Source organism: Ralstonia sp. 1B3 (assembly GCF_036631435.1).
In genome coordinates, this window is the sequence record NZ_JAPNUG010000003.1 from 35,733 (window position 1) to 58,111 (window position 22,379).

Genomic DNA, 22,379 nt, shown 5'->3' on the forward strand with positions numbered 1-22,379 from the left:
CGCCGCCGCATGCCTGCGGGGCCGCGTACAATCAGGCTTCGCTGTCTCCGTCATTCACGTGTAGGAGTTGTTCATGCCAGTTTCGCCGCGCCTTGCCTTCGTGCAGTGCCTGAGTCCGTCCGGCTTGCACCGGATGGCGTATCACGAGTGGGGCGACTCGCAGAATCCGCGCGTGCTCGTTTGCGTGCATGGCCTCTCGCGCACCGGGCGTGATTTCGACGTGCTGGCGCAGGCGCTGTGCAACGACTATCGCGTCATCTGCCCCGATGTGGTGGGCCGCGGGCGCTCCGATTGGCTGGCCGACCCGAAGGGCTATGTGCTGCCGCAGTACGCGTCCGACATGGTGACGTTGCTCGCGCGCCTGAACGCCGAGTCCGTCGACTGGTTCGGTACCTCGATGGGTGGCCTGATCGGCATTGGCCTGGCAGGCTTGCCGAAATCGCCGATCCGCAAGCTGCTGCTCAACGATGTGGGCCCGCGCGTGACGGAATCGTCGTTGACGCGCATCGGCGCCTACCTCGGGTTGAACGTCCGCTTCAAGACGTTCGATGAAGGACTGGCGTACCTCAAGACGATCAGCGCTTCGTTCGGCCCGCACACGCCGGAGCAATGGCGTGAGTTGAATACCGCGATCCTGAAGCCGCAGGGCGGCGAGTGGATCCTCCATTACGATCCGCGCCTGGCCGAGCCCTTCAAGAACACCACGCCCGAAATGATCGCTGCCGGCGAGGCAGGCTCTGGAAGCTGTTCGAGGCGATTCCCGGCGAAGTGCTGGTGGTGCGCGGCGCGCATTCCGATTTGCTGACGCGCGAGACTGTCGAAGCCATGATGCAGCGCGGCCAGCATGTGAACACGGTGGAAATTCCCGACGTGGGCCACGCGCCGACCTTCATCCAGCCGGATCAGGTGGCGATTGCCCGCAAGTTCTTCCTCGGTCAATGACCGTTTGTCCGACCCATTCGATTTGCAAGATGAGCACTGAACTGAAGCGTTACAACGTCGAACATCGCTATTCCGATGCGGCCGTCTACAACGGCGTCGTCTACGTGGCCGGCCAGGTGCCCGAGACCACGCTGGACGCCGGCATTGCCGAGCAGACGGCGGAAGTGCTCGCCATCATTGATCGCGTGCTGGCAGCCAACGATAGCGACAAGACGCGCATCCTGATGTGCCAGATCTTCCTCAAAGACATCAGCGAGATTGGCGAGATGAACAAGGTGTGGGACCAGTGGGTCGCCGCCGATTCCAAGAACTCGCCGCCGCGCGCCACCGTTGAGGCCGCGCTGGCCAATCCGAAGTACCGCATCGAAATCGTCGTGACGGCCGCACAGAAAAGCTGAGCCCGTCGCCCAACAGGCGAGACGTAAGCAGGACGCATCATGGAGAACAAGACCGAACGGCCGGCCGAAGGGCCGGATCGACGGCAGAGCAGGTCGCTCGGGCGATCGAATACCTCGCGGCGAATGCCGCCGACAGCGTCACGCTGACCGGCGAGCCGCTGGAGTCGCGCGCGCGGCACGATCGCCATCCTTGAAGGGCTGCGTGTCGATACGCCGTCGTTGCAGGCCGCCGCGCTGTTTCTGTTGCCGACCCTGGCAATGGACAACGAAAAGGCGCTCGAGCCCGCGTTCGGGGCCGAGGTCGTCAAGCTCGTGCACGATGTGCGGCAACTGCTGCGCATTGGCGCCATTGCTGGCCTCGTCAGTCCGACCGACGCCGGCATCACGCGCAAGAACGAAGCCGAAGCACGCCGCGCGCAAGTCGAGGCGTTGCGCAAGATGTTGCTCGCGTTCGCGCAGGACATTCGCGTGGTGCTGATCCGGTTGGCGTCGCGGTTGCAGTCGCTGCGCTGGCTGGCGCAGACGAAGCGCTCGGCGCCGGAGGGCATGGCGCGCGAGACGCTGGATATCTACGCGCCGCTCGCAAACCGCCTGGGCATCTGGCAGCTGAAGTGGGAGCTTGAAGACCTCGGCTTCCGCTTTGAGGACCCCGATACCTACAAGCGCATCGCCCGCCTGCTGGACGAAAAGCGCATCGAGCGCGAGAAGTTTATCGGCCAGGCCATCGAGCAACTCCAAAAGACGTTGCACGATGCCGGCATTCAGGCTGAGGTCAGCGGGCGGCCCAAGCACATCTACAGCATCTGGAAGAAGATGCGCGGCAAGGAACTCGACTTTGCCGATCTGTACGACGTGCGCGCCTTCCGTGTCATCGTCGATGACATCAAGGATTGCTACACGGTGCTCGGTTTCGTGCACCACATGTGGCAGCCGATCCCAAAGGAATTCGACGACTACATCTCGCGTCCGAAGGCCAATGGCTACATGTCGCTGCACACGGTGGTGATCGGCGACGACGGCCGCGCGCTCGAAGTGCAGATCCGCACGCGTGAGATGCACCATTTTGCCGAGTACGGCGTGGCGGCGCACTGGCGCTACAAAGAGGCCGGCAGCAAAGGCTACGCCGGGCAGTTCTCCGCCAGCGAACGCTACGACGAGAAGATCGCCTGGCTGCGCCAATTGCTCGCCTGGAAAGATGACGCCGAGCACACCGTCGCGCACGAGGATTCCCCGTGGGAGCAACTCAAGCACACGGAGCTGGATGACCACATCTACGTGCTGACGCCGCAGGCGCGCGTGATCGCGTTGCCGCAAGGCGCGACGCCCGTCGACTTCGCTTATTACCTGCACAGCGATCTGGGCCACCGCTGCCGCGGCGCGCGTCGACGGCACGATGGTGCCGCTGAACACGCCGCTCAAGAACGGCCAGACGGTCGAGATCGTCACCGTCAAGCAGGGCGGCCCGTCGCGCGATTGGCTGAACACCGAGCTGCACTATCTTGTCAGCCCGCGCGCCCGTACGAAGGTGCGCGCCTGGTTCAACGCGATGGAGCTGGAAGAGACGCTCGCCCAGGGGCGCGCGCTCATCGACAAGACGCTGCAGCGCGAAGGCAAGACCGCCGTCAACCTGGAAGAGCTGGCCGCCAAGCTCGGCTACAAGACGCCGGACGATCTCTACGCTGTCGTCGCCAAGGACGAGCTGAGCCTGCGCCGTATCGAGGCGGTCTTGCGCTCGGATGGGGCGCCGCCGCCGGCACCCGTCGACGACGAAGCCGCCATCACCAAGAAAAGCCGCGCCACCAGCGTGGCCCGTGGCGCCAAGAGCGGCGTGTTGGTGGTGGGCGTCGATTCGCTCCTCACGCAGATGTCACGTTGCTGCAAGCCTGCGCCGCCGGACCCCATCGTCGGCTTTGTCACGCGTGGCCGCGGTGTCTCGATCCACCGTCAGAGTTGCGCAACGTTCCAGCAATTGGCCGCCCGCGCGCCGGGCCGTGTGATCCAGACGGAATGGGGCCAACGCAGCGATTCGGTCTATCCGATCGACATCCAGGTCGAAGCGCTGGACCGGCAGGGCTTGTTGCGCGACATCTCGGAAATCCTCTCGCGCGAGAAGATCAACGTGACCGGCGTGCGCACGCTGTCGAGCAAAGGCGTCGCGAAAATGCAGTTCACTGCGGAGGTGTCAGAAGCGACGCAACTGCAGCGCGCGCTGACTTTGATCGAAGAAGTGCAAGGGGTATTGACAGCCCGAAGGAAGTGACGGTATAGTCTTGTTCTTCGGCAGGCTCGTAGCTCAGCTGGTTAGAGCACCACCTTGACATGGTGGGGGTCGTTGGTTCGAGTCCAATCAGGCTACCAACGCATTTAGCAGGACGCGTCGGGTAGGGTGTCCAAGCCGTCATCCTCGTAATTCCCGGGTTTGTCCCGTACAACTGAACACAGGGCGAAATATGATTCAGGCACCGCGAACTACAACCGCTTCGGAGCGACGGTAGTCAAGGTGCGTTTTTCGCCCTTTGCGGTCTGCCCAAGCGGTGGATAGCGCAAATGAAAACGCGGCCTTGGCCGCGTTTTTTCGTCCGCAGTTTCGTGTCACGCGTGGCGATCAAGCTGAAAGCGCTTCGAAGCATTCGATTCGACAACCTGCTGCGCTGAACTTGGCGCGGCGCACGACAGAATAACGACCGCTGTGCATCGCTGAAACCTGAGATGCGCAACGGTGACTCCACAGGAGCAAGCATGATCGCAATCACGTTGCCGGATGGTTCCCGGCGAGTTTCCCGGCCCGGTGACGGTCGCAGAAGTGGCGCAAAGCATCGGTGCGGGCCTTGCCAAGGCAGCCCTGGCTGGCCGCGTGGACGGCCAGATGGTCGACACGAGCTACACGATCGATCGCGATGCGAAGCTCGCCATCATCACCGACAAGGATGCCGACGGCGTCGACGTGATCCGTCACTCTACGGCCCACTTGCTGGCCTACGCCGTCAAGGAGCTGTATCCGGACGCGCAGGTCACCATCGGTCCGGTCATCGAGAACGGTTTCTACTACGACTTCGCCTACAAGCGCCCCTTCACGCCCGAAGACCTCGTTGCCATCGAAAAGAAGATGACCGAGCTGGCCAAGAAGGACGAGAAGGTCACGCGTGAAGTCTGGAATCGCGATGAGGCCGTCAAGCTGTTCGAAGGCATGGGCGAGAAATACAAGGCGGAGATCATTGCCTCCATCCCGCAGGATCAGGAGATCGGCCTGTACCGCGAAGGCAACTTCGTTGACCTATGCCGCGGTCCGCACGTGCCATCCACGGGCAAACTGAAAGTCTTCAAGCTGATGAAGGTGGCGGGCGCGTATTGGCGCGGCGACCACAACAACGAGATGCTCCAGCGCATCTACGGCACGGCCTGGGCCAAGAAGGAAGACCAGGAAGCCTATCTGCACATGCTGGAAGAGGCCGAAAAGCGTGACCACCGCAAGCTCGGTCGCGAACTCGACCTGTTCCACATCGACGAGTACTCGCCCGGCACGGTGTTCTGGCACCCCAAGGGCTGGACGCTGTGGCAGGAAGTCGAGCAATACATGCGCCGCGTCTATCGCGAGAATGGCTACCAGGAAGTGAAGGGGCCGCAGATTCTCGACAAGACGCTGTGGGAGAAGACCGGCCACTGGGACAAGTACCGCGAGAACATGTTCATCACGGAATCGGAAAAGCGCGAATACGCGCTCAAGCCGATGAACTGCCCCGGCCACATCCTCATCTACAAGCAAGGCATCAAGAGCTACCGCGATCTGCCGCTTCGCTTCGGTGAGTTCGGTGCGTGCCACCGTAACGAGCCGTCGGGCGGCCTGCACGGCATCATGCGCGTGCGCGGCTTCACGCAGGACGACGGCCACATCTTCTGTACGGAAGACATGATCCAGGCCGAGGTGACGGCGTTCACGACGTTGCTGCAGAAGGTCTACAAGGATTTCGGCTTTACCGAGATTCTCTACAAGCTGTCGACGCGTCCGGACAAGCGCATCGGCACGGAAGAAAGTTGGGACCGCGCCGAGGCTGCGTTGGCCGAGGGCTTGCGTGCATCGGGTTGCGAGTTCGAGTACCTGCCGGGCGAGGGTGCCTTCTACGGTCCCAAGATCGAATATGTGCTTAAAGACGCACTTGGAAGACAATGGCAGTGTGGCACGATGCAGGTCGACCCGAACCTGCCGGAGCGCCTTGACGCAGAGTTTGTCGGTGAAGACGGCGCGCGCCATCGCCCGATCATGCTGCACCGAGCCATCGTTGGCAGTCTCGAGCGCTTTATCGGTATCTTGATCGAACAATATGCCGGAGCGCTGCCGACGTGGCTTTCCCCGGTGCAGGTTGCGGTGCTCAGCATCACCGATTCGCATGCCGAATACGCACAATCCGTTGTGCAATCCCTGCAAAAACAAGGATTTAGGGCGGTCGTCGATTTGCGGAATGAGAAGATTGGGTATAAAATCCGCGAGCATTCCGTGCAGAAGGTCCCATACCAGGTTGTGGTTGGCGACAAGGAACGGGATGAAAATCAGGTGGCCGTGCGTGCCCGTGGCAACGTCGATCTAGGCTCCATGCCGTTGTCGGCGTTCGTTGAGCGACTGCAGAACGATCTCGCCAACAAGTCATGAGCTGGGCACGGCCTGTTTTTTGATTCTTTGAGGACATCAACATCGCTACTGAGAAATCTCACCGCATCAACCGCGAGATCAGCGCACCGGAAATCCGGCTGACCGGGGTTGAGGAGAAGCGCTCGGCATCGTCAAGCTGTTTGACGCACTGCGTCTGGCAGAAGAAAAGACGTCGACTTGGTCGAGATCGCGCCGACTGCGCAGCCGCCCGTCTGCCGCCTGATGGACTATGGCAAGTTCAAGTATCAGGAGCAGAAGAAGGCCCACGAGGCCAAGCTCAAGCAGAAGGTCATCCAGGTGAAGGAAGTCAAGTTCCGCCCTGGCACCGACGACAACGACTATGGCGTCAAGCTGCGCAACGCGACGCGCTTCCTCGAGGATGGCGACCGGGTAAAGGTTACCTTGCGTTTCCGCGGCCGCGAAATGGCTCACCAGGAAATCGGCATGCGCGTGCTGGAGCGTATCAAGACTGACCTGGAGGAATTCGGTCAGGTTGAGCAGATGCCGAAGATGGAAGGCCGCCAGGCAGTGATGATGTTGGCGCCCAAGAAGAAAAAGTAATGCAGCGGCGGCCGGGCGATTCCGGCTGCGCTGAGCAGGTTCCAGACGGAAACGTCGGAAGACGCGGCAGGTGTCAAAGCCTGCCGCGATACAACAAGTGAGCCCGGGTCTTGCAAGTGTCGGCGCCAGCCGTCCACCTGGCTTCATGTCAAAAACGGAGTTGTTCCATGCCGAAGATGAAGACGAAGAAAAGCGCTTCCAAGCGTTTTACTGCCCGTCCTGGTGGCACGATCAAACGTGGCCAAGCCTTCAAGCGTCACATCCTGACCAAGAAGACCACCAAGAACAAGCGTCACCTGCGCGGTACCGAGGGCGTCCATGAGACGAACCTGAAGTCCGTTCGCGCAATGATGCCGTACGCCTAACCCTAACTAACTACGAAAGGAGCATTTCATGCCTCGAGTAAAACGTGGGGTCACAGCGCGGGCCCGTCATAAGAAGGTTATCAGCGCAGCCAAGGGTTACCGCGGCCGCCGCAATAACGTCTATCGCATCGCCAAGCAGGCGGTCATGCGTGCTGGTCAGTACGCCTACCGCGATCGTCGCAACAAGAAGCGTGTGTTCCGCGCGCTCTGGATTGCACGTATCAACGCTGGCGCACGCGAGCATGGTCTGACCTACAGCAAGTTCATGAACGGCCTGAAGAAGGCGTCCATCGAGCTGGACCGCAAGGTGCTGTCGGACATGGCCATTCACGACAAGGTGGCTTTTGCTGCCATCGTGAACCGGTGAAAGCCAACGTCGCCTGAATTGGATTGGCCGGGCAGGCTGCTGGAATTGCCCAGTGACTTTGCCGGCTGATCACCCTGACGGGGCTCTCACCGAGCCCCGTTTTTTATTCCGCGCATTTCGCGGACCCGAATCACCCGAATTTTTCGCTCGCCTTCCCATGTCACTGGATCTGGATCAAGTCGTCGTCGATGCCCAAAACGCGTTTGCCTCCGTGGAGGACAACGCCTCGCTGAAAACGAGAAGGCGCGCTTTCTCGGTAAGTCCGGCGTGCTGACCGACTTGCTCAAAGGCTTGGGTAAAACTCGATCCTGAGACACGCAAGTCCGAAGGCGCGCGCATCAACCAAGCCAAGAGCCGTGTTGAGGAGGCGCTGAACGCCCGCCGCCAGGCGCTGGCCGATGCGCTGATGAACGCACGCCTTGCAGCCGAGGCGATCGACGTAACGCTGCCCGGCCGCGATGTGGCCGAAGGCAGCCTGCACCCAGTGATGAACACCTGGGAGCGCGTCGCCAAGATCTTCGGTTCGATCGGTTTCGATGTGGCCGACGGTCCTGAAATCGAATCCGACTGGATGAACTTCACGGCGCTGAACAACCCGGACAACCACCCGGCGCGCTCGATGCAGGACACGTTCTACATCGACGGTCGCGACAGCGAAGACAAGCTCCTGCTGCTGCGCACGCATACGAGCCCGATGCAGGTGCGCTATGCCCGCATGCACGTTGAGAAGTACAAGCATCTCGACCGCATTCCGCCGATCAAGGTCATCGCCCCGGGTCGCACGTACCGCGTCGACAGCGATGCAACGCACTCGCCGATGTTCCATCAGGTCGAAGGCCTCTGGATTGCGGACAACATCAGCTTTGCCGACCTGAAGGGCGTCTATACCGATTTCCTGCGCAACTTCTTCGAGCGCGACGACATCCAGGTGCGCTTCCGCCCGTCGTATTTCCCGTTCACCGAGCCGTCGGCCGAGATCGACATGGCATTCGGCAACGGTAAATGGCTGGAGATTTCCGGCTCCGGCCAGGTGCACCCGACCGTGGTGCGCAACATGGGCCTGGACCCCGAGCGCTACATCGGCTTCGCGTTCGGCTCCGGCCTGGAGCGCTTGACGATGCTGCGCTACGGCATCAACGACCTGCGCCTGTTCTTCGAGGGCGATGTGCGTTTCCTGCGCCAGTTCGCGTAAGCGGCCGAGCGCTCGCACTGGTACTTCATCGCCCCCGTTAATCGAATTCTCTTTCCTGTCGCGCCATGCAATTTCCGGAATCCTGGCTTCGCAGTTTCGTCAATCCGTCGATCACCACGGATGAGCTCTCCCATCGCCTGACGATGGCTGGCCTCGAGGTGGAAGAGGTCGACCCCGTCGCGCCGCCGTTCTCGCAGATCGTCGTCGGGCATGTGGTCGAGGTGAACAAACACCCGGACGCCGATCGTCTCAACGTGTGCAAGGTCGATGCGGGCACGGGCGAATTGCTGCAGATCGTCTGCGGCGCGCCGAACGTGTCGGTAGGCATCAAGGTGCCGTGCGCGCTGGTCGGCGCGGAGCTGCCGCCGGGCGAGGACGGCAAGCCGTTCAAGATCAAGATCGGCAAACTGCGTGGCGTGGAGAGCTACGGCATGCTGTGTTCGGCGCGCGAGCTGAAGCTGTCGGAAGACCACGGCGGTCTGCTGATCCTGCCGGAAGACACGCCGGTGGGCGAGGACATCCGCAAGGTGCTCGATCTGGACGACCAGATCTTCGTCATCAAGCTCACGCCTAACAAGGCCGACTGCCTGTCGATCCATGGCGTGGCGCGTGAAGTGTCCGCGCTGACGGGCGCGCCCATCACGGTGCCGTCGATGGCGCCCGTGGCGGTGACGCTGGCTGACAAGCTGCCGGTCAAGGTGCAGGCGCCGGACCTGTGCGGTCGTTTTCGGGCCGCATCATCCGCGGCGTGAATGCGCACGCGAAGACGCCGGCCTGGATGGTGTCGCGCATCGAGCGCGCGGGCATGCGCAGCGTGTCGGCGCTGGTCGATATCTCCAACTACGTGATGCTGGAGCTGGGCCGTCCGTCGCACGTGTTCGACCTGGACAAGATCCACGGCGGCCTGACGGTGCGCTGGGGCAAGGCTGGCGAACAACTGAAGCTGCTCAACGGCGACACCATCACTGTCGACGAAAAGGTCGGCGTGATCTCGGACGAGCAGGCCATTGAAAGCCTCGCCGGCATCATGGGTGGTGACAAGACGGCCGTCACGCTTGATACGCAGAACATCTACGTCGAAGCCGCATTCTGGTGGCCGGAAGCCATCCAGGGCCGCGCACGCCGCTACAACTTCTCGACCGATGCCGGCCATCGCTTCGAACGCGGCGTTGACTATGCGACGACCGTTGAACACATCGAGCGCATCAGTGCGCTGATCCTCGAAGTCTGCGGCGGCCAGGCCGGCCCGATCGACGATCAGATCGTCAACTTGCCCAAGCGCGAGCCGGTGCGCATGCGTGTTGCACGTGCGGCGCGTGTGCTTGGTATTCCGCTGTCGCACGATGTCGTGGCGGACGTGTTCAAGCGGCTCGGCCTGACGTTCAGCGTGGACGGCGATGTGTTCATCGTCGAGCCGCCGTCGTACCGCTTCGACCTGGAAATCGAGGAAGACCTGATCGAAGAGGTCGCCCGCATCTACGGTTTCGAGCAGATTCCGGCCAAGCCACCCGTGGCCGAGAGCGCGATGCGCCCGACTGACGAGGCGCGCCGCACGATGCACGATGTGCGTCATGCCGTGGCCGCACGCGACTACCACGAGGTCGTCAACTTCGCCTTTGTCGAGACCGAATGGGAAGCCGATTTTGCCGGCAACACCAACCCGATTCCGCTGCTGAATCCGATTGCCAGCCAGTACTCGGTGATGCGCAGCACGCTCATCGGCGGTTTGCTCGATAAGGTGCGCTACAACGTGAACCGCAAGGCTTCGCGCGTGCGCATGTTCGAAGTGGGGCGTGTGTTCCACCGCGATGCGAGCGTCGCCGACGGCGGTCTGTCGATCGCCGGCTACGCCCAGCCGATGATGGCTGGCGGCATTGCCTATGGTCCGTCGAAGGAAGAGCAGTGGGGCGTGCAGACTCGTCCGGTCGATTTCTTCGATGTGAAGGGCGATGTCGAATCGCTGCTGTGGCCGCTGCAGGCGCGTTTCGAACGCGCTGAGCATCCTGCGCTGCATCCGGGCCGGTCCGCGCGCGTGGTGCTGAATGGCCGTGCCGTCGGCTGGATTGGTGAGCTGCATCCGCGTTGGCTGCAGAAGTACGATTTGCCGACTGCGCCGGTGGTGTGGGAGGTGGAGCTTGACGCAATCACGGCCGTCGGTTTGCCGAAGTACCGCGAAGTCCCTCGCGTGCCTGCAGTGACGCGCGACATTGCGCTGGTCGTGCGCCAAGACGTGGCGGTGCAGGACCTTGTCGATACCTTCGAAAAGACGGCTGTTGGCACGCCTTGGCAGCGCTATCTGCAAGGCGTTGTGCTGTTCGATGAGTTCCGTCCGAAGGCCGCCACGGCTGCCATTGGGGCGCAGGAGAAAAGCCTTGCCTTCAGAATTACGTTGCAAGATACTGACAGCACCCTTCAGGACGACATTGTCGAGGCCGCCACACAGCAACTGATTCGAGCGGCCGGCGATGCATTCGGCGCGCGCCTGCGCGCCTGACGTTTCAGACGTCCGCACTGCGCTAGAGACAGCTCGAACGAACCTCCGCATTCGGATCGAATACGCTAAGCGAATCCTATGAACGATCAACACGCGCCAGCGTTGGCGGCATCCTTGGGCGACTCGCTCGGTTCTTCTGCAGCAGCTCTGGGCGACGCACGTGACGTGCGCGCTCAGGACGTGCCGACGCTCACCAAGGCCGAGCTTGCCGAGATGCTGTTCGAGCAGGTGGGCCTGAACAAGCGTGAGTCGAAGGACATGGTCGAAGCGTTCTTCGACGTGATTCGCGAGGCGCTCGAGCAGGGTGACAGCGTCAAGCTGTCCGGCTTTGGCAACTTTCAGTTGCGCGACAAGCCGCAGCGCCCCGGCCGAAATCCGAAGACGGGCGAGATCATCCCCATCACCGCGCGTCGCGTCGTTACGTTCCACGCGAGCCAGAAACTCAAGGCGCTCGTGGAAGAACGCGTCGAGCCGCTGCCGGTCGACGTCGCTTAATTCTGCTGCGTGATTTCATTCAGCCGTCCGTTCAATCCGTCTCTTTCGCCAGCCCTGTAGTTCAGCCCTGTATGGCCGCCGATAAACACACGGAGCGGGTCAACCTGCCGCCGATTCCAGCCAAACGCTACTTCACCATTGGTGAGGTGAGCGATCTGTGCGCCGTCAAGCCGCACGTGCTGCGCTATTGGGAGCAGGAGTTCACGCAGCTCAAGCCGGTCAAGCGACGCGGCAATCGGCGCTACTACCAGCATCATGAAGTGCTGCTGATCCGGCGTATTCGCGAGCTGCTGTACGAGCAGGGTTTCACGATCAATGGCGCGCGGAATCGGTTGGATGAGTTGCGGCATGGCGCAAGTGCTGCGTCGCAAGTCGAAGCTGATGAGCAGCCGGAGATGGAAGTTGCGGCCCCGATGGCAGCTGCCGTGACCGGTTCGGTGGATGTGCAGGGCTTGCGGCGCGCGCTGTCCGCTGTGTTGGAAGTCCTGCGTACCGACAAGCCGTAATTGCAGGCAACAAGCGCGCAGACGGCGAGCAAAAGAAACGAAAAAGCCCGCGTAACGTGATCCGTTACGCGGGCTTTTGTTTGGTTAAGACGGGTTGGCCGGCGAGCTTGCCGGCGGCGCTGCAGGGCGCGCCATCGGCGCGGTTGCCGTCGGGTTGTTCGGCGGCATGCTGGGTTCGTACTGGCGCCGTTCCATTGTTTCTCCGTCGAGTGAACGGCGACCTGAGCCACTACGCCCTACACCCCCGCCTCAACCAAATCCGAAATCTGCACCGACGCCCGCGCAAAGTCAGTCAGCGCGCGGGCGCGCTTGTGCCGATAGCTGCCGGCGGAGACGGCGACGGGCTCTTTGACGTCATCGTGCTCCAGGACAGGAGCATGCCGGTGTAGCGGTCTGCTTGGTAGATGTGTTTGTTGAGCAGTTGCATCGCCGAAATTCCGCGACCCGATAGTTAAAACGGCTCAATGGCGTGGCGGCTTTCCGGGGCTATGTTCAGTGAGATGGATTAGCCTCAAGACGTCGGTTCGATCCCCTTCAGTGCTTGCTCTGTGCAGTTTCGCCGTGACCCCGTCCGCCGACAGCGAGCCAAGGGAGATGCGTGGATGACGCCTAGACAACAGTACTGCGCTTATGCGGCAGCATTCCTGTCCTTGATCGGGGCCGAGGGTGCCTTCTCGCCCACGTGGTAGAGCCGAGGAATGCGCTTACTACGAGAGCTCGCAGGGAGGGCAGTATGGACGCGCAAGCTCAAGTTCAAAAGCCACAAGCTGTTCGAACGGCAGTGAATCTGCTGTGGACATCCCTTGCGGTCTGCGCGGTGAAAGTCCTACTGGATTTTTCGTACATTTCCATCGTGGCTCCGGTCGATTTCACTATCGTCGTTCTCGCTTTCACGTTCGCCGTAATGGCAATGCTTATCTTCAAAATCTCGTCGGGAAGCAATTGGGCTCGCATTGCATTGCTTGTCTTGCTCGGGGCCGGCACGCTGTTGCTACCAGAAACTGTGCAAGGTGAAGTCTTAAGGCTGCCCCTGCTTGCTGCGCTCTCAGTAGTTCAAGCAGGACTCCAAGTCTATGCACTGTTTCTACTCTTCTCGAAGCTAGGCAAAGGTTGGTTTCGCAGCCTTGAATCAGCTTAAGTGAGCCGCTGTCGCGGCATGACGGGCAAAGACATCGTGAGCTTGAACGACCCTCCACATACCCTCGCCACGGTTTCGATTTCCGTGCTTCTAGCGCTCGCGCTTCAATCTTGCGCTGTGCTCGAACACAGAACGCTAGAGGAGCAACTTGCCGGGGCATGGACGTATGTGTCAGTTGACACCGTTCGCCCCGATGGCAGTCGTGCACCTATGTACGGGCCCAATCCCCAAGGGCTTGTCGTCTTTGATGGTCATGGTCACTACGCACTGGTGAACTCGCGCGCCGACCTGCCGAAGTACGAATCCAACGATCGCATGAAGGGCAGTGCGGAAGAGTATCGAGCCGTGGCCCAAGGCTCAATCGCTCACTTCGGCAGGTACGTCGTGAACGAAGCGGACAAAACCATCACCTTCCGCATAGAGGCGAGCACATTCCCAAACTGGAATGGGGTCGAGCAGCGCAGGCCGTTTGCCCTGTCGGGAGATGAGTTGCGATGGACGACTCCAGCAGCATCCGCCGGCGGCTCGGGAGAGATTGTGCTGAAGCGAGCTAGATGAGTTTGGCGACCGCCACACGGATGCGTACGGGCGCCCAATGGGGGAACGACCAAAGCCGGATACGTCCTCGCTTGGCGACCTGCATCGTTTCAGCCTCGCGCAATAGCCTACACACCCGCCTCAATCAAATCCGAAATTTGTTGCGATGCTTGCGTTCTGTCGCTGCGCGACGGACCGGACGCGCCGTTTCGTGTTGGAGCGGATCTTCACGGTCCAGCAATAAAACAGATCGCACCAAGGGCGGCGGAGCCGGCTGGACTGTTTTGATTTCCGGCCAGCTGTAATTCAGATCCCATTCGTACCGTAGCGCTTAGCGGTGCAATCACCGCGCTCGATGAATGACGCCTTGGGCTGGCTGGAGTCATCCCTGGTTCGGGCGCTTCGTCAAGCGTCGATGTGCTTCGGCGATGCGAATGGTTGTCGTTGCCCAATTCACAGCGTCATCACGGGCCCTAATAGCGTCCGGCCCAGTTCGGTGAGGTCGTAATCGACTCGCGGCGGGATGGTTGGATAGACGGTCCGGGTAACCAGTCCATCGCGCTCCATTCCGCGCAACGTCAGCGTCAGCATGCGCTGAGATACCGTCAATGCCGCGCTTCAGCTCGTTGAAGCGCAGCGTTCCATTGGCCAGCCAGGCAATGATGTAGAGGCTCCATTTGTCGCCGACGACACGATCCAGTATTTCGCGGGTGGCTCGACAGCCCCCCGTAGTGGGGGCCGGCAGTTCTTCGGGCAAATCTGTGTGCCTCAGTGACATGGGTGTGCCTTCTTGTGGAAGGCAGGTTGGAACCTTACCCTCCTTTGTATGGATAGGTAACCAAGGTCTCAGTGGTTACCTAGTACCTATTTTATACCTTACGCCGGAGCCATCATGAGCAAGATCCTGCTGATCACATCCAGTCCGCGCGGGACTGAAAGCCTTTCCACCCGCTTCGCCTCGACTTCACGACCATGCCTTCGGATCGTCAGGGAGGAATGAAATGAAACTTGCCCTGTTCGGGGCCACCGGATCGACTGGACTGCACATCATCGAAGAAGCGTTGAAGCAGGGCTACGTCTTGTCGGTCTATACGCGCGATGCGAAGAAGCTCGCCGCGCTTGCCGGGAAAGTCGAAGTCGTTGTTGGTGATCTGCAAGACCGGGACGCCATTGCGAAATGCATTCAGGGCGCTGACGCCGTCATCAGTGCCTTGGGCCCTAATAGTTTCAAGGTGCAAGGCGATCGCCCGGTCATGCATGGCCTATCCAACATCATGACCGCGATGCGGCAATTGGCGCGTGCGGCGCCTTCTGCAAGTATCCACGGCAAGCTATCGCGCCCCCCAGGATGGCTTTGCCCTCAGTTCGCTTGCGGGAGTGCTCTTCTTCAAGGTGATGGTTCGCAAGGCTTACGACGACATCCGAGCAACGGGCGAACTGATCGCCAATTCGGACCTGGATTGGACGCTGGTGCGGATTCCATTCCTTAAAGACGGCCCGGCGAACGGAAGAATCGACGTGGGCTGGTATGGAAGAACCAAGCTCGGATCAAAACTCTCGAGGGTAATCTCGCGGAGTTCCTGGTTCAGCAGATCACTGACAAGAAATTCGTGCGGGCCGCACCTGGCATCGCGGATGGGTGAAGAGCGGCCTGCGGACAACGCTTCGGACAATCAAATGGCGAGCGGTGGGTGACAGCAAGAAGGTGCTGCCTGTCGGTGTGTGTAATACGGCCGCAGCTTGTCCTCAAGAATCGCGTCTGACGCATCGAGGCTGCGCGGCTCAGGGTTCAGCCACGCATCAATGTTCTCCGGCTTGATCGGCACCGGACAGCGGTCGTGCCCGGCCTCGGCAATCTCCAGCGGCGGATCGTCGGTGCCGTCTGGCTGGGCAACGTATTCATAGAACGCGTCGACCAGGACTAGGCCATGCGTATAGCCGTACTGGCCTTTCCAAAATCTGCACAGGTTGTTGCGGCGGGCGCAGTCGGTGCCGGGATATTTCTCGTCGTAGAACGCGGGCTTGCCGGAAGGGCGGCAGTGGTAGCGCATCGGTTTGACGACGCGCCGGCCGCTCTCCATGACATTCACGGGCGCGTACCCGCGACCCGGACGAGCGCGGTGCGGGTGTGGACTAGCGGATTTGCGGTAGGGGCGACGGATCAACGGACCCGAATATTGGACACTGTCAAATATTCGCCCCCCAACTGCGCTGCGCGGAGAAATAGAAAAGCCAGTGTAATCGCTTGATTACACTGGCTTTTGTTTGGTCGGGGCGAGAGGATTTGAACCTCCGACCACCTGCACCCCATGCAGGTACGCTACCAGGCTGCGCTACGCCCCGAAGCAGGAAAGTATAACAGAGGCATGGCGGCGATGACTAGTGGTTCGCTCGCGGTTCGATCAAGCGCCATGTGGGCGTGTTGTCCCCGGCTGCGGTAGAGAAATTCCTTGCGCTAGAGTGCGCTCTAGCGCCTGTAATCGGAGCGTTCACACTAGGAGACTCCCATGAACGCGCTCGAGAACAAGCAGATCCTGCAGGCCGCTTTTGCCGAACTGGCTGTCAGCAACGCGAAGCCTTTTGTTGAACTCATGGCGGACGATTTCTGCTGGGTGTGCACCGGTACGACGCTGTGGTCGCGGCGCTATGCAGGCAGGCAGACGGTGCTCGATGAGCTGTTCGCTCCGCTGCGCGCGAAGCTTGGGCGCATCACGACGGTTGCCAACCACTTCACAGCCGAGGGCGATACCGTGGTGGTGGAAGCGCAAGGTCGCAATATGACGCGCGATGGCATGTCCTATAACAATCAATACTGTTTTGTCATCCACATGCACGAGGGCAAGATGCAGCGAGCTGATCGAGTACTTCGACACCGACCTCGTCAACCGGGCGCTCGGCGATCCGGCCGACATCTCGGTCGAGTCCCATGGCTGAGCGCGATCCGGCTCGTTTGCTGATCGGTGCATTGGCCGAACGTACGGGCCGCAGCATTCACACGATTCGCTGGTACGAGGCGCAGGGTTTGATTCCTGGCGTTGCGCGTGATGCGACCGGCCGACGGGTCTACACCGAGCAGCATGTCAACTGGCTCGAATTGATGGAGCGGCTGCGCAACACGGGGATGTCCGTCGCACAGATGCGCGAATACACGGCCCTGGTGTGCGAGGGTCGCAGCACCTTGAGGGCTCGGCACACGCTGCTGGTTGCGCACCGTGCACAGGTGACGGAAACGATGGCCGAGTGGGCGCGCTCGCTCGCGCTGATCGACGGCAAGATCGATTTCTACGGCGAATGGCTCGCGACAGGAACGCGTCCGGCGCGCGAGCCCAGCTTCGCCGAAAGCGCTGCGACAACGCGCGCTCCTCGCAAGGCTAAGCGTTGACGATGTCGGAGCATCAACCCGTCGCCCGCCGATACCGTGCCAGCGTCATCGAGAGTGCTGCTTGAACGCCTTGCCGAACGCCGCCTCGGATTGATAGCCGACACGCGCGCCAATCTCGCCCGCGCTGAGCCGCGTATGAACCAACGCGTCGCAGGCGAGCGTCATGCGTACGCGCGTGAGAAAGTCCACACCGTCATGTCGGCACGCGCCTTGAAGTGTCGCGCGTAGGTGGCGCGTGACATGGCCGCCAGATCGGCGAGTGTGTCGATGGTCCATGCGCGTTCAGGCGCGCTGAGCATCGCTTGTACGGAAGTGCCGAGGCGCGCGTCTGACAGCAGCGTCAACGTGCCGGGGCTCGCGTTTTCTCGCTGGCCATAGACGCGCAGTGCCATCGTCAGCAACGCCTGGCTCAGCGACGTGACGATCGCCAGCGCGCCAGGTGCGCGCGTTTCGGCTTCGTCGCGCATCAGCCCAATGAGCGCCTGCAGCGCGGGATACGACGCGCTGTCACTCAATGACACGTGCAGCGGATCGGGCAGCGTACGGACCAACAACGTGGTCGAGCCGTGCTCGTGGACAAAGCGGCCGCAAAGCAAGTCGACGTCAGCCGCGCCCCGACCGGTTTTGCGAAGCGGAAGCATCCCGTCGTGCGATGTGCGCGGTTTCCGGACGGGGACGTCGGCCGCACCGGGGTCGTGAATCGTGTGGGCCTCGCCGCGCGGGAACAGGATGAAATCGCCTTGGCGCAGCGCGAGCGTGCGGCCGCCAGTGTCGACGAGGCATCTGCCCGAAAGCACCAGATGGAACAGTACCTGGCCATTCGGCTCCGGATCGTGCGGGATCGAGAACGGACCTTGGAACAGACAGCGCAAATCGAGGCTGGCCTGCGGGCGTGTGAGCTGAATGAATTGACTGAGCGCGTCCATTGAGACGATTTCGACAGAAATTGCGTTGGTCAAGTATTCAACGGATCACGCATCCAGACAATACTCTTTCCAACGGCGCCGGCATTGGGTCAGCGCCACACCACCGGAGCACATCATGCTGAACTGGGTCGAGTATCGGAAGGAATTGCTGGGTCGCATTGGCGAGATCGGTCGGATCACGCCGGATACGGTCAAGGGCTACAAGACGCTGTCGGCGGCCACGACAGGCAGCCTGGACGCGAAGACCCGCGAACTGATCGCGCTGGCCGTGGCGGTGACCGCGCGCTGCGATGGCTGTATCACCGTGCACACGGCCGAGGCCATCAAGCATGGCGCAACGCACGAGGAGATTGCCGACGCGCTGAGCGTGGCGATCTCGCTCAATGCCGGGGCGGCCTTGGTGTACTCGGCCCGTGTGATGGACGATGCAGGCCTACGAGACGACCTGACCGCGCCACCTACCGTGCGATCCGCAGACGGCACGTTGCCTGTCGGGTCCCGCCTGGAGCGAGCAGATGCAGGCCTTCGCCGTGGTGGATCGCATTCGGCAGACCCATCCACGGTTCGACACAGTAGAAGTCCGACGTGGCGTTTTCCGTCCACGTGGTGATGGCGTGCCAGGGCACCGGCGCGCCGTCGACTTCGAAACGAATGCGGCGGCCGAGCGGTGCTTCCGGGTGCGGCGGAATGACCAGCGTTGCAGCACCGGCGTCATCGAGCAGGTGATAGCGGTCTTGCAGCGCCGGGTCGTCGAGCTGATAGGTCCTGCGGCCTGGCTCGGGTCTGTCGAGACTGCCATCGGGCAGTTGGCGTGACAGCCGTGCCGTCGGCATCAACAGTTCGGTCGCGCCGCGCAATGCATGCGGCAGCGCCAGGTAGAAATGATGACCCGCGTAGAACGGCATCGGCGCATGCGCGTCGCCTTCGTCAAGATGCTTGACCGAGAAGGTCGCCTCCAGCCCGTCGTCAATCAGCCGGTACGTCACGCGAAACTCGAAGGCGAACGGATAGCCTTGACGCGTCTCGGGACTGTCGCGCAGCAGCAGGACGATGTGCGCCTCGCTCGCGTCTTCCACCTCGAACGGCATGTCGCGGGCGAAGCCGTGTTGCGGCAGGGCGTGAAGCTGCCCGCGCGCATCGCGCCAGCGACCGACTTCACCTTCGACGAAATGCCGGCCGATGAAGGGAAACAGCAGCGGATTGCCGCCGCGGACCTTCGCTGGATTGGACCAATCGGCCGGCTCCGGCCAAAAGAGAATGTCTTCGCCACGATGGCGCCAACGCACCAGTCGGCCGCCGGCTTCGGGCGCGAGCAGCAGCATGGAGCCATCAGCGTGAGGCTCGCCGATACGGATCAGTGTGCGGTCCTGGAAGCGGGCGGTGGGCAGGTCGTGCATGGGCTGGGGGGTGACTTGTTGGCATGGGAATCGCGTACTAGATTGTCAATGCGTTTTGCCTTGAGGAAACCATGTCCGTCAATTGCGTGCTGCCCGCACATACCGTTCCGCCACCCGACGAGCCTTCGCCGCCGGGAATTCCGCCCGATCTGCCTTCGCCCGATGAGCCGCCGCCGGTCGAGCCGCCGGAGCTGTCGGGGAAGTAATCTACTGTTACCAATCGTCACAGCTTTGCGTGAAGCGGTTCGTAAGATAAGCGCCAGTTCTCGCGCGACTGCGCGCTTCTACAACGACAATACGGGCCCAATCATGTCGATTCTTCCGCGTCTGACCCTGTGCGCTGTACTGGCGGCCTCCGTGGCCGGCTGTGTCGTGGCACCGCCGCAGCCCACGCGTACGGTGGTGGTGCGTGAGCCGGTGCCGGTCGCGGCGCCTGCGCCTGTGGACCCGCGCGCTTTCGATCAAGTGCAGGGCCGCCTCGCCGAAGAATTCCACCGTATCGACGTTCGCCAATCGCAGGGCTACATCGACCCGTACCGCGCGGATGGCCTGCGCGACCGCCTGCGCCGCATCCGCCAGGAAGCCAACGACATGGCCAGCCAGCATCGCGGCGGCTTGTCCGGAGACGAGCAGCGCGCCCTGAACGACGAACTCGGCGCCGTGGCGCACGATATCGGCCGCTAAGCCGCTTTCCCGATCCCTTCATTCGCCGATGTTGCGCCGCAATATCGGCGAAATGCATTGTTGCGCCGCGTTGCGTGCGCGGCCCGCGGAAGCTGATACGCTTGCGTTCCTCCTGAACGAGCAAGCCCGACGCCGATGCTGCCTCCCGCAGCCGGTTCTGGCCTTGTGCCGTGCGAAAGATCATCCACTGCGACTGCGATTGTTTCTACGCTGCCATCGAAATGCGCGACGATCCGCGCCTCGTTGGCAAGCCGCTGGCCGTCGGTGGCCGGCCGGAGCGGCGCGGCGTGGTCGCGACTTGCAATTACGAAGCGCGCAAGTTCGGCATCCATTCGGCGATGCCCATGGCGCAGGCCGTCAAGCGTTGCCCCGATTTGCTGATCGTGCCGCCGTCCATGGAGAAGTACCGCCAGGTTGCGCGTCAGATCTTCGCCATTTATCACAGCTACACGTCGCTGGTGGAACCGCTCTCGCTGGACGAGGCGTATCTGGACGTGACCGACAGCCCGATGCTCGCGGGCAGCGGCGCCCGCATCGCTGAAGACATCCGCCGCCGGGTGCGCGAAGAGATCGGCATTACCGTGTCGGCGGGTGTTGCGCCCAACAAGTTCATCGCCAAGATCGCCAGCGACTGGAACAAGCCCGATGGCCTGTTCGTCGTGCGGCCGGAGCAGGTCGACGCGTTTGTTGCCGAACTGCCCGTCGACCGCCTGTTCGGCGTGGGCAAGGTGACGGCGGCCAAGCTGCGTCGCCTCGGGGCGGAAACGTGCGGCGACCTGCGCGCCTGGGGCACCGACCGCTTGCAGCAGCATTTCGGCGTGTTCGGTTTCCGGCTGCACGACCTTTGCCGCGGCATTGACCACCGGCAGGTGCAGCCTTCGCAGATTCGCAAGTCGGTCAGCGTGGAAGAAACCTACGCCACCGATCTGCGCACGCTCGATGACTGCCAGCGCGAGCTGATCGTTCTCGTCGAGCAGCTTGCCGCCCGCGTCGAACGTGCTCGCGCCGGCAACATGATCCACAAGACCTACGTCAAGCTGCGTTTTGCCGATTTTCGCGGCACGACGGTGGAGTGCATCTCGCCGCAAGTGTCCTTGGCGGTGTTCACCAAGTTGCTTGCGCAGGGGTTTGAGCGCCGCGGCATTCCCGTGCGGTTGCTCGGCGTGGGCGTGCGGTTGTATGAGTCGGACGCGCATGCGCGGCAGCAGCCGCTGTTTGCCGAAGACCCAGTCGCCACCGGTGACGGCACCGCTTGGCGCGGCAATCGGTTGAGAATTGTCCTATTTTCCTGTCTGCATCCCGGCGATAGAAGGGCGGAATATCGCCTGCGGGTAAAATGCCCGCTTTTTGCATAATCCGCCGCCGCGCACCACACGTGCGCGACAGTGCATGCCGTCACATTCGGCCGCACGCAGACAGGAGACGCAGTAATGAGTTTGTTTCGTACCAAGAACGTGGATCACATGATCCGCACGGGCCACAGTGACACCGGCCTGAAGAAAGTCCTCGGACCCCTCGACCTGACCTTCCTGGGTGTCGGCGCCATCATCGGAACCGGCATCTTCGTGCTGACCGGCACCGGCGCGCTGACGGCCGGGCCGGCGCTTACGCTGTCCCCATCGTCGCAGCGCTCGCCTGCGGGTTTGCCGCGCTGTGCTACGCCGAATTCGCCTCGACCATTCCCGTGTCGGGCTCCATCTATACGTATGCCTACGCCACGATGGGCGAGCTGGTCGCCTGGATCATCGGCTGGGACCTGATGCTCGAATACGGCCTGGCCACATCCGCTGTTTCGGTGGGCTGGTCCGGCTATTTCCAGTCGCTGCTGTCCGGCTTCGGCCTGCATCTGCCGGTGGCGCTCACCGCTGCACCGGGCGCGATTCCGGGCGTGCAGACGCTGTTCAACCTGCCGGCGCTGGTGATCATGCTGCTGATCACGACGCTGCTCTCGTTCGGCATTCGTGAATCGGCGCGCGCCAACAACATCATGGTGGCGATCAAGGTGACGGTCGTGCTGCTGTTCATCTCCGTGGGTGTGCGCCATGTGCAGCCGGCCAACTGGCAGCCGTTCATGCCGTTCGGCATGGAAGGCGTGTTTGGCGCCGCCGCCATCGTGTTCTTCGCGTTCATCGGCTTCGATGCGGTGACGTCTGCGGCGGAAGAGGTGCGCAATCCCAAACGCGATTTGCCGATCGGCATCATCGGTTCGCTGGCGGTCTGCACGATTCTTTATGTGCTGGTGGCCGCCATCATGACGGGCATCGTCCCGTTCGCGAAGTTTGCGGGCGTGGATCACCCCGTGTCGCTGGCGTTGCAAGTGGCCGGTGAAAGCTGGGTGGCGGGCTTTGTC

The 22,379-nt window shown here is 61.9% G+C and carries 12 protein-coding genes, 2 tRNA genes and 13 pseudogenes; 22 read left to right on the plus strand and 5 right to left on the minus strand.

Translation table 11 applies throughout. The annotated features are described in order from the left end of the window. The first annotated feature begins 73 nt into the window (after positions 1 to 73). The 14 genes and pseudogenes from OWR21_RS00795 (at position 74) to OWR21_RS00860 (ending at position 13,661) form a co-directional block, all read left to right on the plus strand. Positions 74 to 942, plus strand: a pseudogene (locus OWR21_RS00795) (alpha/beta fold hydrolase). 29 nt (positions 943 to 971) lie between these two features. Then, positions 972 to 1,340, plus strand: a complete 369-nt coding sequence (locus OWR21_RS00800) for a RidA family protein (protein WP_004636012.1) — start codon at positions 972 to 974, stop codon at positions 1,338 to 1,340. Between the two features lie 62 nt (positions 1,341 to 1,402). After that, positions 1,403 to 3,600, plus strand: a pseudogene (locus tag OWR21_RS00805) (RelA/SpoT family protein); the annotation flags it as partial. Positions 3,601 to 3,622: 22 nt separating this feature from the next. Continuing rightward, positions 3,623 to 3,698 (plus strand) — tRNA-Val (locus OWR21_RS00810). Positions 3,699 to 4,079: 381 nt separating this feature from the next. After that, a pseudogene (gene thrS, locus OWR21_RS00815) lies at positions 4,080 to 5,985 on the plus strand (threonine--tRNA ligase). A 41-nt stretch (positions 5,986 to 6,026) separates the two neighbouring features. After that, positions 6,027 to 6,546 (plus strand): annotated as a pseudogene (gene infC / locus OWR21_RS00820) (translation initiation factor IF-3). Positions 6,547 to 6,713: 167 nt separating this feature from the next. After that, the gene (gene rpmI / locus OWR21_RS00825) at positions 6,714 to 6,911 is read left to right on the plus strand and encodes a 50S ribosomal protein L35 (protein WP_004636003.1); all 198 of its coding nucleotides are present in this window, start codon (positions 6,714 to 6,716) and stop codon (positions 6,909 to 6,911) included. A 28-nt stretch (positions 6,912 to 6,939) separates the two neighbouring features. Beyond that, on the plus strand, positions 6,940 to 7,278 hold the full coding sequence (gene rplT, locus OWR21_RS00830) for a 50S ribosomal protein L20 (protein ID WP_332394384.1): 339 nt from the start codon (positions 6,940 to 6,942) through the stop codon (positions 7,276 to 7,278). Between the two features lie 163 nt (positions 7,279 to 7,441). After that, positions 7,442 to 8,470, plus strand: a pseudogene (pheS, locus tag OWR21_RS00835) (phenylalanine--tRNA ligase subunit alpha). Between the two features lie 65 nt (positions 8,471 to 8,535). After that, positions 8,536 to 10,964: pseudogene (gene pheT, locus OWR21_RS00840) on the plus strand (phenylalanine--tRNA ligase subunit beta). A 78-nt stretch (positions 10,965 to 11,042) separates the two neighbouring features. Further along, positions 11,043 to 11,459 (plus strand): integration host factor subunit alpha, encoded by a 417-nt coding sequence (locus tag OWR21_RS00845; protein WP_147214526.1) that lies wholly within the window; start codon positions 11,043 to 11,045, stop codon positions 11,457 to 11,459. A gap of 71 nt (positions 11,460 to 11,530) precedes the next feature. After that, positions 11,531 to 11,965, plus strand: coding sequence for a MerR family transcriptional regulator (locus tag OWR21_RS00850; RefSeq protein WP_332394386.1), 435 nt, complete (start codon positions 11,531 to 11,533; stop codon positions 11,963 to 11,965). A 733-nt stretch (positions 11,966 to 12,698) separates the two neighbouring features. Continuing rightward, positions 12,699 to 13,103 carry a hypothetical protein gene (locus OWR21_RS00855; RefSeq protein ID WP_332394387.1) on the plus strand — a complete coding sequence of 135 codons (405 nt, stop codon included), beginning with the start codon at positions 12,699 to 12,701 and terminating at the stop codon, positions 13,101 to 13,103. 18 nt (positions 13,104 to 13,121) lie between these two features. Continuing rightward, on the plus strand, positions 13,122 to 13,661 hold the full coding sequence (locus tag OWR21_RS00860) for a lipocalin-like domain-containing protein (protein ID WP_332394388.1): 540 nt from the start codon (positions 13,122 to 13,124) through the stop codon (positions 13,659 to 13,661). A gap of 432 nt (positions 13,662 to 14,093) precedes the next feature. On the opposite strand, the pseudogene OWR21_RS00865 reads toward OWR21_RS00860, so the two are convergent. Beyond that, positions 14,094 to 14,418, minus strand: a pseudogene (locus tag OWR21_RS00865) (winged helix-turn-helix transcriptional regulator). 223 nt (positions 14,419 to 14,641) lie between these two features. On the opposite strand from OWR21_RS00865, the pseudogene OWR21_RS00870 reads away from it, so the two are divergent. Next, positions 14,642 to 14,920: pseudogene (locus OWR21_RS00870) on the plus strand (NAD(P)H-binding protein); the annotation flags it as partial. Between the two features lie 19 nt (positions 14,921 to 14,939). Then, positions 14,940 to 15,335: an NAD(P)H-binding protein gene (locus OWR21_RS00875; protein WP_332394389.1), complete on the plus strand. Its 396-nt coding sequence runs from the start codon at positions 14,940 to 14,942 to the stop codon at positions 15,333 to 15,335. On the opposite strand, the pseudogene OWR21_RS00880 reads toward OWR21_RS00875, so the two are convergent. Further along, positions 15,314 to 15,772, minus strand: a pseudogene (locus tag OWR21_RS00880) (SOS response-associated peptidase family protein); the annotation flags it as partial. The gene OWR21_RS00875 and the pseudogene OWR21_RS00880 overlap by 22 nt on opposite strands. A 134-nt stretch (positions 15,773 to 15,906) precedes the next feature. Continuing rightward, a tRNA-Pro gene (locus OWR21_RS00885) sits at positions 15,907 to 15,983 on the minus strand. A gap of 164 nt (positions 15,984 to 16,147) precedes the next feature. Between OWR21_RS00885 and OWR21_RS00890 the strand changes: the two genes are divergently transcribed. Then, positions 16,148 to 16,597 (plus strand): nuclear transport factor 2 family protein, encoded by a 450-nt coding sequence (locus OWR21_RS00890; RefSeq protein ID WP_332394391.1) that lies wholly within the window; start codon positions 16,148 to 16,150, stop codon positions 16,595 to 16,597. Continuing rightward, positions 16,567 to 17,022 carry a MerR family transcriptional regulator gene (locus OWR21_RS00895; RefSeq protein WP_332394393.1) on the plus strand — a complete coding sequence of 152 codons (456 nt, stop codon included), beginning with the start codon at positions 16,567 to 16,569 and terminating at the stop codon, positions 17,020 to 17,022. The genes OWR21_RS00890 and OWR21_RS00895 overlap by 31 nt, the downstream gene beginning before the upstream one ends. A 13-nt stretch (positions 17,023 to 17,035) precedes the next feature. On the opposite strand, the pseudogene OWR21_RS00900 reads toward OWR21_RS00895, so the two are convergent. Then, positions 17,036 to 17,948 (minus strand): annotated as a pseudogene (locus OWR21_RS00900) (cupin domain-containing protein). Positions 17,949 to 18,063: 115 nt separating this feature from the next. Here OWR21_RS00900 and OWR21_RS00905 point away from each other — a divergent pair. Continuing rightward, positions 18,064 to 18,381: pseudogene (locus OWR21_RS00905) on the plus strand (carboxymuconolactone decarboxylase family protein); the annotation flags it as partial. A gap of 25 nt (positions 18,382 to 18,406) precedes the next feature. Here the strand turns inward: OWR21_RS00905 and OWR21_RS00910 are convergent. Continuing rightward, positions 18,407 to 19,345, minus strand: coding sequence for an aldose epimerase family protein (locus OWR21_RS00910; protein ID WP_147214536.1), 939 nt, complete (start codon positions 19,343 to 19,345; stop codon positions 18,407 to 18,409). A gap of 309 nt (positions 19,346 to 19,654) precedes the next feature. Here OWR21_RS00910 and OWR21_RS00915 point away from each other — a divergent pair, with 309 nt between their 5' ends. The 3 genes and pseudogenes from OWR21_RS00915 to OWR21_RS00925 all read left to right on the plus strand — a co-directional run. Further along, the gene (locus tag OWR21_RS00915) at positions 19,655 to 20,029 is read left to right on the plus strand and encodes a hypothetical protein (RefSeq protein ID WP_332394395.1); all 375 of its coding nucleotides are present in this window, start codon (positions 19,655 to 19,657) and stop codon (positions 20,027 to 20,029) included. 170 nt (positions 20,030 to 20,199) lie between these two features. Continuing rightward, a pseudogene (dinB, locus tag OWR21_RS00920) lies at positions 20,200 to 21,258 on the plus strand (DNA polymerase IV); the annotation flags it as partial. 201 nt (positions 21,259 to 21,459) lie between these two features. Beyond that, positions 21,460 to 22,379 (plus strand): annotated as a pseudogene (locus tag OWR21_RS00925) (amino acid permease); the annotation flags it as partial.